We start from the raw sequence: 16,679 nt of genomic DNA, 5'->3' as shown, positions 1-16,679 counted from the left end.
AGAAATACTTGGACTATCCCAGTGGATAGGATCGAAAAATGCTACAACCATATGGAGAGGACCTTTAGGTTCTCTCCGTTTTTTAAAATAGGGATGAAACCGCTTAGATGAGTGGTTGGAGGAAAGGAATAGAAGAAAGATGGATCATCAATTTTTTGAGAAACGTTGTCATTATAGCATTCGAAAATTTGCAATAGGAGCAGCTTCAGTAATGGTTGGTGCGAGTATCTTTGGAGCCAGCATGGTACAAGCTGCAGAGACAGAGCCCGCACTAGAAGCAGAAACAAGTCTTACACAGCTTCCACCAGAGGATAAGTTATCACCAGATTTGGCAGGCGCTATTAAAAGTGCAGAGGCAACCTTTGTTTCAGAGACTAAAGTGGAAGAGGTAGCTACTAAGTCCCAAGTTACCGAAGAAACTTCTTCAAAACCAGTAGAAACTAAAAATTCTACAGTAGAGGAGAAAAGTACAACCGTAGAAAATGCTTCTACAGAAGTAGCTCCTACTGAAATCAATGCAGTAACAGAACCTACGAAACCAGGTGAAGTAAATGGAACGGTGGAGAAAGCTGATTCATTTACAGCAGATAAACCTGCAAGTAAAGCAGAAATTGATGCCGCAAAATCTAAAGTAGCTAAAAAGGAATATACGGTATTTCCAAGACCTCAAAAGGTAACTTATGGCGATGGGGTTACTGCTCTAGAAGGAAAGGTAAACCTGGTCTTTAGCGATGGCTTAGATATCTATACACGTAACCGTGCCAAAGAAGTTCTCCAAGCTAGTAATGTATCTTACACTACCAGTACAAAAGCTACAGAAGGGGCGACCAACATTTTCCTTGGAGTGCGTGGGAAAGCTCCTCTGGCAGAAAAAGAAGTCCAAGATATTTCGTCTGAATTATACGATAAAATTGATGCCTATGTCTTGCGCGTGAAGGACAATAAGATTTCGATCGTCGGAAAGGATACCGATGCTGTCTTCTTTGGACTAACAACCTTGAAACAAATGCTTAAGGAGAGTCCTGTCCCAGTTCTTCGAGATGTGACAGTAGAAGACTATGCAGAAGTGAAGAACCGTGGCTTTATCGAAGGCTATTATGGAAATCCTTGGACCAAGGAAAACCGTGAGGAGTTGATGCGCTATGGTGGCGACTTGAAGCTAACTCAGTACTTCTTTGCGCCAAAAGACGATCCCTATCACAATGCTAAATGGCGTGAACTCTATCCAGAAGAAAAAATGTCAGAGATTCGTGATCTAGCTCGTGTGGGGAATGAAACAAAAACTCGCTATGTATGGACCATCCATCCATTTATGCATAACAAGATGCGTTTTGACACGGATGAATTATATAAACAGGATTTAGATGTCATTAAAGCGAAATTCACCCAATTGCTGGATGCAGGTGTGCGTGAATTTGGGGTTCTAGCTGATGATGCAGCCTGGCCTGCTGGTGGCTACAATAGTTATGTTCGTTTAATGACTGATTTGACAAATTGGCTAACTGAACAAGAAACAAAATACAGTGGCCTTCGTAAAGATATGATTTTCGTGCCAGCTTGGTATATGGGACAAGGGACAGAAGATGAACTTCGTACGCTCAACGAACGCCTTCCAGAAACGGTTCATTTAACCTTAACAGGGGGTAAGGTATGGGGGGCAGTTGATCAAACCTTCCTAACAAATTTGAAGAAGAATTTGACAGAAGGTGGCAAGAAGTATCGTCCGATTCATTTCTGGATTAACTGGCCTTGTAATGATAATACCAAGCAACACTTGATTCTAGGTGGTGGTGAAAAATTCTTACATCCCAATGTTGATTTGTCCTTGGCTCAGGGCATTATGCTAAATCCGATGCAACAATCCGAAGCTTCAAAGGTAGCCCTCTTTGATGTGGCTCAGTATGGTTGGAAGCAATGGAGAAGTGCGGAAGAAGCTGAAAAAATCAATGATGTAGCCTTTAACTATGTGGTCAATGGAAACTTTGAAGAAAGCGAAGTATCAAAAGCCTTTCGTGAACTTGGCAAGCATATGCGCAACCAAAACCGTCCTCCACATGTCACAAAATTGGAAGAATCTGTTGAGCTTGCACCTAAATTGACAGACTTTTATAACAAATTGAAGGCTGGTCAAAATGTAGATGCAGAGAGAAAAGAATTAAAGGATATCTTTGCAAACTTGAAGGCTGACGCCCTCCTTCTGAAAGAAAAAGGAGATAAGAAGCTTATTGACCAAATCCACTACTGGTTAGACAATACAGTGGATCAGATGGATGCTTTAGAAGCCTTGCTGACAGCGACAGAAGGTCTGGCTGAAAAGAATGATGCTAAAGTATGGGAGCATTACTATGCTGGGGTTAAGTATTACGATCAGTCCATTAGTTATTCCTTCTTCTATGTAGACCATTATGAACGGGCAGAGTTTGGAGTGCAACATATTCGTCCATTTATCAATAACTTAAAGGAATACTTGGCTACGCATATCCAGACTATGCTGCATCCAGATAAACTTGTGACCACCTTTATTACCAACCGTGCGGGGATTGAAGGAGGTCTTGCAGAAGTAACAGATGGAGACTTGGATACTCATGCGATTGTCAAGACGACAACCGTTATTGAACGAGATGATTATGTAGGACTTCGTTTCAATAAAGCCATTAAGGTCCATACGCTAGGTTTTGCTACAGGAACAAAGACAGCCGATAATTATACTTTTGGAAATGCCCTTGTCGAGTATCAAAATGAGCAAGGGGACTGGGTGGCTCTCACAAGTCCAGCCTACACAGGCAGAGAACGGACGCTTGAATTTACCAATCTTGATATTACGGCACAAGCAGTTCGTATGCGTGCCACTGCTAAGAAGGATAATGCTTGGCTTGCCATGCGTGAGATTGCTGTCAATAGACCGCTCGAACTTGGAAGCAAGAAGGTAAAAGGGACCATTACTCTAAGTCCAAACCTGGTTTACAAGTATGGAACCAGTGTGCTTCAAATGCAAGATGGCAAAGATAACACCGAATCTATGATGGCTCATGCCAATCAAACGAATGTGACTCCAGAAAATGCTTGGGTTCAAATGGACTTGGGTGGAGCTAAGAAAGTGAAACATGTTCATCTAGTTCAAGGGGAAAGTGACAAACTAGCAGCTGGTATCATCGAATATTCTACAGACGGTACAAACTGGAAGACACTTCAGACCTTAGCTGGGGATCGAATTTCAGATATTAGCCAAAACTTCACAGCACAATACGTTCGTGTTCGTAATACACAGCTTCTCAGCAAATGGTGGAGAATTGCGGACTTTAGAGTTGACGTCGATACACCAAATACTGATTTGACCGTCACCAATGTCGACAGCCTGAAGGAAACGCCAGTAGTGGACAGTCGTGGTCGTTATGAAATGACCTTACCTCAAGGGAATCATCTTCCAGCAAATGGCTATCTTGGCTTGAAATTGGACCGCCTCCATGAAGCTAGTTCAATTGCACTTGAAGGTGCAGGTGAAACAGGTTTGACACTGGAATATTCAGCAAATGAAGTGGAATGGATGAGCGCTGACCAACTTCCAGAACACGCCTTGGTACGCTATGTACGTATCGTGAACAAGACAGATAAAGACCAAGCGTTTCCTACTGGAAAATTAGTCGTCAAGACAAAAGAAGTGGATCCAACTGAACTCTTATCAACCACTATGGGTATCCACCAATATTATGGTGCTAATGATGTTCGTCGCGTACACAACCTTGGTCAACTATTTGATGGGGACTTTAATAATTTTGTAGAATTTTCTGATTACCAACGTAAAAACGGGGAAATTGTCATGAAACTAGGCACCACTCGTCACATCAAGAAGATTCGTGCCTATATTCAGGATGCTCAGCGTAATTATTTGCGTGATGGAAAGATTCAAGTCAGTGAAGATGGTAAGAATTGGACGGATGTTGTAACAGTCGGAGATGGTGTGGAAAATGAAATTCGTGATAATTCCTTGACCGACGGCTGGACACATGATTCTGCTAACCCAGGCAACCGTTATATCGAAGGTGTTCTGGATAAACCTGTAACTGCTAAGTTTATGCGTGTTCTCTTTACAGCGGATTATAATGCTCGTTTTGTAGGATTTAGCGAAATCGTGATTAATGATGGTGAATTTATCAATCCTGAAAATAATCCTACAGTGACAGGAACTGGTAGCGAAGCAGCGGATAACCTGAAGAAAAATATGACTGACGGAAATGTCTTGACAAGCTATGCAGCTACTGAAGATAAAGGAGAGCTTGTTTATCATTTATCTGAAGAAACCAAGGTCAATCATGTTCGCTTGATTGCTGACTTGCCAGAAGGTGCAAAAGTAAATGTCCAAGTTCGTACCTTGGATGATGCTGGTGAATCAGTATGGAAAAATTTGGGTGAAGTAAGATCAAGTTTCCAAACCTTTGCCCTTTCAGGAAAAAATCCACGGATTCTCGATGTAAAAGTTTCTTGGGAAGGTGGAGAACCAGAGTTCTACGAAATGACTACTTTCTATCAAGAAGTGGAAAACGATCCAGCACCGACAACAAGTAAAGGAGACGAACCAGCTCCAGTGGTAGAAGTGCCAGAATTTGAAGGTGGTGTCAATGCAGTAGAAGCCGCTAAGCATGAATTGCCAGAATACACAGAGGCAGTTGGCACAGCAGGTGAGGATCCAGCTCCGGTAGTAGAAGTGCCAGAATTTGAAGGTGGTGTCAATGCAGTAGAAGCCGCTAAGCATGAGTTGCCAGAGTACACAGATGCAATCGGCACAGTAGGCGATGAGCCAGCTCCGGTAGTAGAAGTTCCAGAATTTGAGGGTGGTGTCAATGCAGTAAAAGCCGCTAAGCATGAATTGCCAGAATACACAGAGGCAGTTGGCACAGTAGGTGACGAACCAGCTCCAGTAGTAGAAATCCCAGAATTTGAGGGTGGTGTCAATGCAGTAGAAGCCGCTAAGAATGAATTACCAGAATATACAGGGACATTGGCTACAGCTGGAAATGAGCCTGCACCAAGTCTTGTTAAACCAGCCGAAGAGGTCCGTATCTTGACTGATAAGGAAACTGGAGTTCTGGTAGCAGGGCTATCTCAAGACTTAGATGCTAATCTCAAGCTTCAAGTGAAAAAGGTTCTACGACAAGAATTAGCTGGTAAACACTATGATGCTTATCAAGTGAAATTGCTAGATAAGGACAACCAAGAAGTTGAACTTAAAGGTGCTGTTCTAGTGAGATTGCCAGTCAAGGGTCAGGTTCAAGGAGTTTATCACATGAGCTTAGATCAAGGCTTACAGGTTCAAAAGGTGACGCTTGTAGGTGATATGATTGAATTTACAACTAAAGATCTAGGACTTTATGCGATTGTCTATAAAGAACAAAACCAAGAACCAGTAGAATCAGTAGAACAAGCTCATGAACCAGTAGTTAAGGGAGAAAACTTTGAAAATGCTTCAGAGAAAGTAGATTCACCAATACTTCCAGAAACAGGTGAAAGTCGATCTGATACAGCTGTCTTCCTAGCAAGTCTCAGTCTTGTTTTATCAGTAGCTCTACTAACAGTTAAACGTAAAGAAAAGTAAGGTTGATAACTCATAGCTCTGAAAAAGCAAATCATTATAAAAGAAGGAGAAGATAGCATAGTCTTCTCCTTTATTAATTGAGTAGTGAGGTGTATAATGAAAGTAAGAGAATGTGAGGAGAAGGACCATGATTGTAAAAGTTTGTAATGCAGATTTTAGTCTCCAGTGGGATGGAATGTATCAATTTGCTCTTGAAAACTATCCTCAGATTAAAGAATGGGAATTGGAGAAGCTAGCAAAGTTTATTGCTTACGAACAGGACCATCATCGTCAGACCATTGTGGAATGTGAGAATCATGAATTAAATATACAAATTCATGATTACTTGCAAGAGCATAGCTTTTTTCCTCCGTACAGGCCAAGTCATCGCCTTGTAGCTTCTACCTATGATATCCAGAGGAAGTTGGTTACTTCAAATTATTGTAGTCATACTTGTACAGTTGAGGCGGCTCAGGCTATTTTTCAGGCTGGAAAACTCATGTCGGCGGTAAAAGTATTTGGTAAAAGTGGGGCTGAGCTAGTTACAGATAGTCGTAATGCAGCTTCTGATCCAGCAGACTATTTTGACTATATCATGTTCGGATGGTCTAATACGACTTCGGGTTACCGACTCGCTATGGAGCGTTTGTTAGGACGGGCACCGTCTGAGGAGGAATTACAAGAAAAGTTCATTCCTGGCGTTAGTTTTCATTTTCTGTATGAAGAATTAATTCAAGCACCAGGCTATATGTTTGATGGCTATCATGTTGCGAAGGTAAGAGATAGTTTAGATTTGGATACCTTTCTTCATTTGTGTGTTATTCCTTCAAAAGATAAGTCTTGTTTTGAAGGTTTGATTCCTTGTCAATTACAAGCTAGAGTGATTTACCTAGACTATGAGGGAGAAGGGGTACAGGCTTGGAATACTAAGGTTAATCAAGTACTACATGGTAAGGATAAGTTAAAGGGGTAGTGTATGAAAAAGATTGATCAAGCTCTACTGAAAAAAGTTATCATTGAGCGTCCTCGTTCTAGTCATAAGGGAGACTATGGTCATCTTCTCTTGATTGGAGGGACTTATCCCTATGGGGGAGCGATTATTATGGCTGCCTTAGGGGCTGTTAGAAGTGGCGCAGGATTGGTTACAGTAGCTACGGATAAAGAGAATATTCCAGCTCTGCATAGCCATCTTCCGGAGGCTATGGCTTTTGTTCTTGATGATAAGCAATTGCTTGAGCAACAGTTGCAGAAGGCTAACATTGTCTTGGTTGGACCTGGACTAGTGGATGATAAGCGTGGAGAAAAGCTTCTCCAAACAGTCTTTCATCATTTAAATCAAGACCAGACTATCATACTGGATGGCGGAGCCTTATCCATTTTTGCTAAGACGGGAATGAAATTTCCTAAAGCTCAGCTTGTTTTAACGCCTCACCAAAGGGAATGGCAAGTCTTGTCAGGATTAGAATTGACTTCTCAAGGAGCTGAGGAAACAGGAGAGGCTTTGATGAGATTTCCTTCAGGAACGATTTTGGTTCAAAAAGGTCCAGCTACTCGAATCTGGCAAGCTGATCAAACTGATTTTTATCAGCTGGAAGTTGGAGGTCCCTATCAAGCGACTGGGGGAATGGGAGATACCTTAGCTGGGATGATTGCCGGTTTTGCAGGTCAATTTCCCCAAGCAAGTCTCTATGAAAGAGTGACAGTAGCGACCTATTTACATTCAGCAATTGCCCAAGAACTGGCTGAGGACAATTTTGTAGTTCTGCCAACCACGATCAGTCAATATATCCCAGCCTTCATGAAGAAAATACAAAAAGGCACCTGAATTTTTCAGGTGCCTTTTAAGGATTAGAAGAGGCCTTTGACCTTATCAACAAGACCGTCAAGTCCTTCTGATCCTGAAACCAAAGCTTGTGCTTGGTTAAGATATTCACCGAGTTGGTCCTTATTTTCTTCGATAAAGGTTTTTGCTGCAGCCAAATCTTTTTTCTCGATTAGCTCTTTTACTTGATTAAACAAATCTAATGGGTTCATGATGTCCCTCCTTTTCTACACTTCTATTCAATCATTTTTTGAAAAAACTTGCAAGAAACTTGACCCTTCCAATAAAGTTCATGGATGTCAAATGGTGTAAATTTTGATATAATTTTTAATGATGAAGTTTAGAAATGATCGGTACGTTGTCGTGGATTTAGAAGCGACCAGTACCGGAAGCAAGGCAAAAATTATCCAAGTAGGAATCGTGGTCATTGAAAATGGCGAGATTGTTGACCAATATGCCACGGATGTCAATCCCCACGAACCTTTGGATTCTCATATCAAAGAATTAACGGGCTTGACCGACCAGCGACTAGCAGAGGCACCAGAGTTTTCTCAGGTGGCTGGAAAAATTTTTGACTTGGTCAAGGACGGTGTTTTTGTTGCGCACAATGTCCAGTTCGATGCCAATTTGTTGGCAGAATTTCTCTTTTTTGAGGGCTATGAATTGCGCACTCCCCGTATCGATACAGTCGAGTTGGCTCAGGTTTTTTATCCTCAGCTTGAAAAATACAACCTGGGGATTCTCTGTCAAGAGTTGGGTATTTCACTAGAAAAAGCCCATACTGCCCTATCAGATGCTCAAGCAACAGCAGAACTCTTTCTCTGTATGCGGCAAAAAATGTTTCAATTGCCAAAAGGCTTGTTGGAACGCTTGTTAAGTTTGTCAGATGGTTTATTATATGAGTCTTATCTGGTCATTGAGGAAGTTTATCAGAAGCAGTCGATCCTAGTTGAACATGACTTGGTAGAGGTGCAAGGTTTATTTTTAAGAAAAGAAAAGCCAGCCCTTTCTCCACGAAAACTATCAAAAGATTTCCAGACCAATATTGCCTTGTTGGATTTGGAAGATAGAGCCCCGCAAGCTAGCTTTGCTCAAAAGGTTCAAGATTTTCTACAGAATGAGAAAATTGCCTTTGTACAAGCTCAGACTGGAATTGGAAAAACCTACGGCTATCTCCTGCCAGCCTTATCACTAGAAAACGAAAAAGGAATCCTTCTCAGTGTTCCTACTAAAGTTCTACAAAATCAAGTGATGCAAGAAGAGGCTCGTAGATTGGAAGAGGTTTTTCACCTTTCGATTCATAGTCTTAAAGGACCACAGAATTATCTGAAACTAGATGCCTTTCATCATGCGCTAGAGGAAGAAGAATCCAATCGCTTGTACACACGTTTCAAGATGCAACTTCTAGTTTGGTTGACCGAAACAGAAACTGGAGATTTAGATGAGATTGGACAACTTTATCGCTACCAGCAGTTTTTACCAAACTTGGTGCATGATGGTAATTTTCCCAAAGCTTCTCTCTTTTGGCTAGAGGATTTTTGGAGACGGGGGCAGAAAAAAGCTCGCTCTTGCCAGCTACTTGTGACCAATCATGCTTATCTCGTTACCCGACTTGAGGACGATCCCAGTCTACTAGAGGGCCGTCTCTTGATCTTGGATGAGGCCCAGAAGATCTTATTATCTTTGGAAAATCTTTTACAGAAGAGTTTCGTTTTAAACGACATAGTTGACCAGCTAGATCAAGCCTTAGTTCGAGAAGAAGGGACGCTTCAAAAACGCTTGATGGAGAGTATTCGCTTTGAGCTTTGTCACTTGATGGATCAGTTCCTATCTGGTAAACGAAGAATGTGCCCGGCGACAACAATGGCACAGCTCCAACAGGATTTCTCAGAGTTAGAAGTTCCAGGTTTCCAAGATTATCAGCGATTTTTCTGCACGGATGGAGAATTTTGGCTATCAGCCTCAGACTTGTCTAGCAAGAAGGTTGTCATTTCTTCCAGTCGCAATCAACGTCTGCTCTTTTCTGAGATTTTTCCAGAAAGCTGTCAGCTCTTAGCTGTCTCTGCAACCTTGGAAATTAGTAGCAGAGTATCTTTACCTGAACTAATGGGATTTCCACATGCAGCCTTTGACAGACTGGATGAGAATTTTCAAGAAAATCAAGAAATCTTGGTCGTCAAGGATTTTCCATTGGTGACAGAAACTTCTCAAGAAGACTATGCTCAGGCTCTTGTAGAAGTCCTGGAAGACTTGTCTTATCTTGAAAAACCTATGCTCGTTTTATTCACTTCAAAAGACCTTTTGCTGCAGGTGTCAGACTCTCTATCTCTGTCTCATCTAGCCCAATATAAGAACGGAGATCCTGCTCAACTCAAGAAACGATTTGAAAGAGGAGACTCTCGACTATTACTAGGGACAGGTAGTTTTTGGGAGGGAGTTGATTTTGTGACTCATCCTCGAGTGATTGAAGTGGTGACACGTTTGCCCTTCCAAAATCCAGAAGATCCCTTTACTAAAAAAATGAACCAAGAACTCCGTCTTGAAGGGAAAAATCCTTTCTACGACTATCAACTTCCAATGGCTATTATCCGCCTCAAACAAGCGATTGGTAGAACCATGCGTCGGCTTGGACAACGCTCATCTGTCCTTATCTTGGATAGCCGAATGACAAGCAAACGATATGGAAAGCAGATTAGCAAGGCCTTGTCACAGACTAGTCGAGTGAGAGAAGTTGGCAAAGAGCAAGTATTCTCAAAAGTTCAAGAATTTTTACACAAAAAATAAAATAAACATCTGAAAGAATGAAGGAGACCTTTATGAAACGTTCTCTCGACTCTCGGGTCGATTATAGTTTGATTTTACCAGTATTCTGTTTGCTGGTGATTGGAGTGGTAGCTATTTACATAGCTGTCAGCCATGACTATCCTCAAAATATTTGGCCTATTCTCGGTCAGCAACTAGCATGGATCGTCTTGGGGATTATCATCAGCTTTGTAGTCATGTTTTTTAATACAAAATTTTTATGGCAGGCGACTCCCTATCTCTACGCTCTAGGTCTAGTCCTCATGGTTTTACCCTTGATTTTTTACAATCCCAATTTGGTGGCGGCAACAGGGGCTAAAAACTGGGTGTCAATTGGAGGAGTGACACTTTTCCAACCTTCCGAATTCATGAAAATTTCCTATATTTTAATCTTGGCTCGGGTCATTGTCCAATTCACACAAAAACATAAGGAAAAAGAACGTACGATTGCATTAGACTTTCACTTGATATTGTGGTTGATTGTCTTCACACTGCCAGTCTTAGTTTTACTGGCCTTGCAGAGTGACTTAGGAACGGCCTTGGTTTTTGTCGCCATCTTTGCTGGACTCGTCTTGCTCTCTGGTGTTTCTTGGAAAATTATCATTCCAATTTTTGCGACAGTTGTATCAGGAATTGCAGGATTTTTGGCAATTTTCATCACAAAAGATGGGCGTGCCTTTATGCATCAGATCGGGATGCCAACCTATCAGATCAACCGTATCCTTGCTTGGCTCAATCCCTTTGATTATGCACAAACGACCACCTATCAACAGGCCCAAGGGCAAATCGCCATCGGAAGTGGAGGTTTATTTGGTCAAGGATTTAATGTATCTAATCTCCTTATTCCCGTTCGTGAGAGTGATATGATTTTTACAGTCATTGCAGAAGATTTTGGTTTTATTGGTTCTGTCCTTGTAATTACACTTTATCTCTTACTTATCTATCGAATGTTAAAAATCACTCTGAAGTCCAATAATCAATTTTATACCTACATTTCAACTGGATTTATTATGATGCTCTTGTTCCATATCTTTGAAAACATTGGGGCGGTGACAGGCCTGCTACCTCTGACAGGGATTCCTCTACCATTCATTTCCCAAGGGGGATCAGCCATTATCAGTAATCTGATTGGTGTTGGATTGCTTCTATCGATGAGTTATCAAACGCATCTAGCCGAAGAAAAGAGCGGTAAGACAAGATTTAAACGGAAGAAAGTTGTTTTGAAAAAAGTTAAATAAGGAGTAAATCATGGCTAAAGTAGCAGTTATCTTAGCAGATGGTTTTGAAGAAATCGAAGCCCTAACAGTTGTGGATGTATTACGTCGTGCCAATATTACTTGTCATATGGTTGGTTTTGAAGCTCGAGTGACGGGATCACATGCCATCCAAGTACAAGCAGATCGTGTGTTTGATGGTGATTTATCTGAGTACGACATGATTGTCTTACCAGGAGGTATGCCAGGTTCAGCTCACTTGCGTGATAATGAGCAATTGATTGCTGAACTTCAAAAATTTGAGCAAGTTGGTAAAAAAGTAGCAGCTATTTGTGCAGCACCAATTGTACTGAATCGAGCCGGTCTCCTCAAGGACAAAGAGTTCACCTGCTATGATGGTGTCCAAGAGCAAATTGCTGATGGTCACTATCGCAAGGAAACAGTAGTTGTCGATGGTCAGTTGACTACCAGTCGCGGTCCAGCAACTGCCCTTGCCTTTGCTTATAACTTAGTAGAACAACTTGGTGGAGATGCAAATGCTTTGAGAGAAGCCATGCTCTATCGTGATGTGTTTGGAATAGATTAACTAAAACGAGAGGAATCTATCAATTAGGGGATTCTTCTCGTTTTTTACTGTTAAAATAGAAGGAAATCGTCGCTTTTTTGATAAAAAAATGCTATAATGAAGGGTATGAAATATCACGATTACATCTGGGATTTAGGTGGAACTTTACTTGATAATTATGAGACTTCGACCGCGGCTTTTGTGGAAACATTAGCTCAATTTGGAATCGAAGAAGAACATGATAAAGTTTACAATGCCTTGAAAGTGTCAACTGCTTTTGCGATTGACCAATTTGCCCCAACAATAGAGCATTTTTTAGAAAAATACAAGGAAAATGAAGCGCGAGAGCTTGAGCATCCTGCCTTGTTTGAGGGAGTACCTGCTTTATTGGAGGAAATCTCAGATCAGGGAGGACGGAACTTTTTAGTTTCGCATCGCAATGACCAAGTTTTGGATATTCTTGAAAAGACAGGTATTGCTGGCTATTTTACAGAAGTAGTAACAGCTAGCTCTGGTTTTAAGAGAAAACCAAATCCAGAGTCTATGATCTATTTGCGAGATAAGTATAAGATTAGTTCTGGTATCGTTATTGGTGACCGTTCTATCGATATTGAAGCTGGACAAGCAGCAGGCTTAGCGACGCATCTCTTTAAAAATATCGTGACATTGAGACAAGCATTAGAAATGTAAGAAAAAAGAAAAAGGGAAAAAATGACAGAAGAAATCAAAAACCAACAGGCACAGGATTATGATGCCAGTCAGATTCAAGTTTTGGAAGGTCTGGAAGCCGTTCGTATGCGTCCTGGAATGTATATCGGATCGACTTCAAAAGAAGGCCTTCACCACCTAGTCTGGGAAATCGTTGATAACTCTATCGATGAGGCCTTGGCGGGATTTGCTAGTCATATTCAGGTCTTTATTGAGCCAGATGACTCTATCACGGTTGTTGATGATGGACGTGGTATCCCTGTTGATATTCAAGAAAAGACAGGCCGTCCTGCCGTTGAAACTGTCTTTACCGTTCTTCACGCTGGAGGTAAATTTGGCGGTGGCGGATACAAGGTTTCTGGTGGACTCCACGGTGTAGGTTCATCGGTTGTAAATGCCCTCTCAACTCAGTTGGATGTTCGTGTTCATAAAAACGGAAAGATTCATTACCAAGAATACCGTCGTGGACATGTTGTTGCTGACCTTGAGGTGATTGGAGATACAGATAAAACAGGTACAACAGTACACTTCACGCCAGACCCAGAGATTTTTACAGAAACAACAACTTTTGATTTTGATAAATTAAACAAGCGAATTCAGGAGCTAGCCTTTTTGAACCGTGGCCTTCAAATCTCCATCACTGACAAACGTGAGGGACTTGAACAAACAAGACACTACCACTACGAAGGTGGGATTGCGAGTTACGTTGAGTATATCAATGAAAACAAAGATGTAATCTTTGATACGCCAATCTACACTGATGGAGAAATGGATGACATCACAGTTGAAGTAGCCATGCAGTACACAACTGGTTACCATGAAAATGTCATGAGTTTCGCCAATAACATTCATACACATGAAGGTGGAACACATGAACAAGGTTTCCGTACAGCCCTAACTCGTGTCATCAATGACTACGCTCGTAAAAACAAACTCCTCAAAGACAATGAAGATAATCTAACAGGTGAGGATGTCCGTGAAGGCTTGACAGCGGTAATCTCGGTTAAACATCCAAATCCTCAGTTTGAAGGACAAACGAAAACTAAACTTGGAAATAGTGAAGTTGTCAAGATCACCAATCGCCTCTTTAGTGAAGCATTTTCAGACTTTCTAATGGAAAATCCACAGATTGCTAAGCGGATTGTTGAAAAAGGGATTTTGGCAGCTAAGGCGCGTGTAGCAGCCAAGCGTGCGCGTGAGGTTACTCGGAAGAAATCTGGTTTAGAGATTTCAAACCTTCCAGGGAAATTGGCAGACTGTTCTTCAAACAATCCAGCTGAAACTGAACTTTTCATCGTCGAAGGAGATTCAGCGGGAGGTTCTGCAAAGTCTGGTCGTGACCGTGAATTTCAAGCGATTTTACCGATTCGCGGTAAAATCCTCAACGTTGAAAAGGCCAGCATGGATAAAATCCTTGCCAATGAAGAAATCCGTAGCCTTTTCACAGCTATGGGAACAGGCTTTGGTGCTGAATTTGATGTTAGCAAGGCCCGTTACCAAAAACTCGTTATCATGACGGATGCCGATGTCGATGGAGCTCACATCCGTACCCTCTTGTTAACCTTGATTTATCGTTATATGAAACCCGTTTTAGAAGCAGGTTATGTTTATATCGCTCAACCACCAATTTACGGTGTTAAGGTCGGCAGTGAAATTAAAGAATACATCCAACCTGGAGCAGATCAAGAAATCCGTCTACAGGAAGCCTTAGCTCGCTATAGTGAAGGACGTTCAAAACCAACTATTCAGCGTTATAAAGGTCTTGGAGAAATGGATGACCATCAACTTTGGGAAACAACCATGAACCCAGAACATCGTCTCATGGCGCGTGTATCAGTTGATGATGCTGCAGAAGCAGATAAAATCTTTGATATGCTCATGGGGGACCGTGTAGAACCACGTCGAGAATTTATCGAAGAAAATGCGGTCTACAGTACGCTTGACGTTTAAAAAAATTGGGAAATAGTTCCCATGGTTTGAAAAATATGATATAATCATTACAATTGTTTCATGTATAAAAAGGAGTTTGATATGTCTGATAATCTGTTGATTATTACTATGATTGCAATCGCGGCTCTTCTGATTATTGCATATGTTGTGGCAGTTTTGTTACGCAAACGCAATGAAAAGAGGCTCGCAGTATTAGAAGAAAGAAAGGAAGAGTTGTATAACCTTCCAGTTAACGATGAAGTAGAAGCTGTTAAGAATATGCATCTGATTGGTCAAAGTCAGATTGCATTTAGAGAGTGGAATCAAAAATGGGTAGACCTATCACTCAACTCATTTGCAGATATTGAGAACAATCTGTTTGAAGCAGAAGGGTACAATAATTCATTTCGCTTCTTGAAAGCTCAACACAAAATTGATCAAATTGAAAGCCAGATTGCCCTTATCGAAGAAGATATTGCTTCCATTCGAAATGCTTTGGCAGATCTCGAAAAACAAGAATCCAAAAACAGTGGTCGTGTCTTGCATGCTTTAGATTTATTTGAAAGCCTGCAGAAAACAGTCGCAGAAGATTCTGAGAAATATGGTCAAGCACTTCCTGAAATTGAAAAACAATTGGAGAACATCCAATCTGAATTTTCTCAATTTGTGACTCTAAACTCCTCAGGAGATCCAGTTGAAGCAGCAGGAATTTTGGATAATGCTGAAAATCATATTCTCGCTTTGACACATATCGTAGAGAGAATTCCAGCAATTGTTACTAAACTAACGACTGAACTCCCTGATCAACTTGAAGATCTAGAGGCTGGCTATCGTAAGTTGCTTGATGCCAACTATCACTTTGTAGAAACTGACATTGAATCACGTTTGCAGTTATTGTATGAAGCATTGAAGAACAACCAAGAAAATATTAAAAAATTGGAATTGGACAATGCTGAATATGAAAATAATCAGATTCAAGAAGAAATCAATGCTCTCTATAATATTTTCACACGAGAGATTGCTTCTCAAAAAGTTGTTGAAAACTTGTTGTCAACACTTCCAACTTATCTTGACCATTTAAAAGACAACAACCAAGTCTTGGTGAAAGATATCGAGCGTTTGAGCAAGACCTACTTGATGGCTGAGAGTGATGTCAATCATGTTCGTCGTCTTCAAGTGGATTTGGATTCCCTAGAACTTACAGTTAGCGATTTGACTTCAGAACAAGAGGAATATTCAGAAGCTTACTCTGTCTTGGAAGAACGTTTAGAAAATGTTCAAGCTACATTAAAGGAAATTGAAGATGATCAAGTTTCAGTGAGCGAACGTTTAGTACAGATTGAAAAAGATGATGTTAATGCTCGTCAAAAGGCAAATGTTTACGTCAATCGCCTCCACACGATTAAGCGCTACATGGAAAAGAGAAATCTTCCAGGAATTCCACAGAACTTCTTGAAATTGTTCTTTGCTGCTAGCCATAGTACTGAGGATTTGATGGCAGAGTTAGAACAGTCACAAGTCAACATTGAGTCTGTTAATCGTATCCTAGAAATCGCATCACATGATATGGAAGTTTTGGAAACAGAAACTTACAGTATTGTGCAATATGCAACCTTGACAGAGCAATTGCTTCAATATTCTAATCGCTACAGATCATTTGATGAAGGGATTCAACAAGCCTTCCATGAATCTTTAGAAATCTTTGAAAATGCCTTTGATTATCAAGCATCTTTCGAAAAGATTTCCCAAGCTTTGGAAGTTGCTGAACCAGGGGTAACAAATCGCTTTGTTTCCTCATATGAAAAAACAAGAGAAATCATTCGATTTTAATTAAGAAAAGGCGGTGGGACAGAAATCGGTAGACAAAGTCTCGATTTCGTAGTCCCAGCCCCGCGAAGATGATTTGGAGTTTTTGGAGTCTAAAAGACGAACAAAAAGTCCAATCAGCTACTGCGTCAAAGTTTGATTGTAAATAAAAAGTGAGGTAGGGATCTTGAACTGCACCCCAAAAGTTAGACAAAAGAAAATCTAACTTTTGGGGTGTTTTTATTATGAAATTAACTTGTGAAG

Annotated in this window: 9 protein-coding genes and 2 pseudogenes; 10 read left to right on the top strand and 1 reads right to left on the bottom strand. The window is 41.0% G+C overall.

Features of this window, described 5'->3' with window-relative positions; genetic code table 11:
* Nucleotides 1-139: 139 nt before the first annotated feature.
* From K1I67_RS10160 to K1I67_RS07820, 4 genes and pseudogenes are all read left to right on the top strand, one after another.
* A pseudogene (locus K1I67_RS10160) lies at nt 140-208 on the top strand (YSIRK-type signal peptide-containing protein); the annotation flags it as partial.
* A 291-nt stretch (nt 209-499) separates the two neighbouring features.
* Nucleotides 500-5,590, top strand: a pseudogene (locus K1I67_RS07830) (SIALI-17 repeat-containing surface protein); the annotation flags it as partial.
* A 127-nt stretch (nt 5,591-5,717) separates the two neighbouring features.
* The gene (locus tag K1I67_RS07825; protein WP_223339504.1) at nt 5,718-6,542 is read left to right on the top strand and encodes a phosphate ABC transporter ATPase; all 825 of its coding nucleotides are present in this window, start codon (nt 5,718-5,720) and stop codon (nt 6,540-6,542) included.
* A gap of 3 nt (nt 6,543-6,545) precedes the next feature.
* The gene (locus tag K1I67_RS07820; RefSeq protein ID WP_223339503.1) at nt 6,546-7,394 is read left to right on the top strand and encodes an NAD(P)H-hydrate dehydratase; all 849 of its coding nucleotides are present in this window, start codon (nt 6,546-6,548) and stop codon (nt 7,392-7,394) included.
* A 23-nt stretch (nt 7,395-7,417) separates the two neighbouring features.
* Here K1I67_RS07820 and K1I67_RS07815 read toward each other — a convergent pair whose 3' ends face one another.
* A complete protein-coding gene (locus K1I67_RS07815; RefSeq protein ID WP_223339502.1) occupies nt 7,418-7,603 on the bottom strand; it encodes a hypothetical protein in 186 nt (61 codons plus the stop codon).
* 121 nt (nt 7,604-7,724) lie between these two features.
* Between K1I67_RS07815 and K1I67_RS07810 the strand changes: the two genes are divergently transcribed.
* The 6 genes from K1I67_RS07810 to ezrA all read left to right on the top strand — a co-directional run bounded on the left by K1I67_RS07810 (nt 7,725) and on the right by ezrA (nt 16,439).
* The gene (locus K1I67_RS07810) at nt 7,725-10,175 is read left to right on the top strand and encodes a bifunctional DnaQ family exonuclease/ATP-dependent helicase (protein WP_317628369.1); all 2,451 of its coding nucleotides are present in this window, start codon (nt 7,725-7,727) and stop codon (nt 10,173-10,175) included.
* Nucleotides 10,176-10,207: 32 nt separating this feature from the next.
* Nucleotides 10,208-11,431 carry an FtsW/RodA/SpoVE family cell cycle protein gene (locus K1I67_RS07805; protein WP_223339500.1) on the top strand — a complete coding sequence of 408 codons (1,224 nt, stop codon included), beginning with the start codon at nt 10,208-10,210 and terminating at the stop codon, nt 11,429-11,431.
* Nucleotides 11,432-11,441: 10 nt separating this feature from the next.
* Nucleotides 11,442-11,993: a DJ-1 family glyoxalase III gene (locus K1I67_RS07800; RefSeq protein WP_223339499.1), complete on the top strand. Its 552-nt coding sequence runs from the start codon at nt 11,442-11,444 to the stop codon at nt 11,991-11,993.
* Nucleotides 11,994-12,098: 105 nt separating this feature from the next.
* Nucleotides 12,099-12,662 (top strand): HAD family hydrolase, encoded by a 564-nt coding sequence (locus K1I67_RS07795; RefSeq protein WP_223339498.1) that lies wholly within the window; start codon nt 12,099-12,101, stop codon nt 12,660-12,662.
* Between the two features lie 21 nt (nt 12,663-12,683).
* Nucleotides 12,684-14,630: a DNA topoisomerase (ATP-hydrolyzing) subunit B gene (gene gyrB / locus K1I67_RS07790; protein WP_000134067.1), complete on the top strand. Its 1,947-nt coding sequence runs from the start codon at nt 12,684-12,686 to the stop codon at nt 14,628-14,630.
* A gap of 81 nt (nt 14,631-14,711) precedes the next feature.
* The gene (ezrA, locus tag K1I67_RS07785) at nt 14,712-16,439 is read left to right on the top strand and encodes a septation ring formation regulator EzrA (RefSeq protein WP_223339497.1); all 1,728 of its coding nucleotides are present in this window, start codon (nt 14,712-14,714) and stop codon (nt 16,437-16,439) included.
* The last annotated feature ends 240 nt before the right edge of the window (nt 16,440-16,679 follow it).

This window comes from Streptococcus infantis (assembly GCF_019929575.1).
Lineage (GTDB): Bacteria > Bacillota > Bacilli > Lactobacillales > Streptococcaceae > Streptococcus > Streptococcus infantis_L.
Note: the sequence above shows the minus strand (reverse complement) of the source record. Positions and strands in the feature narration are given on the sequence as shown.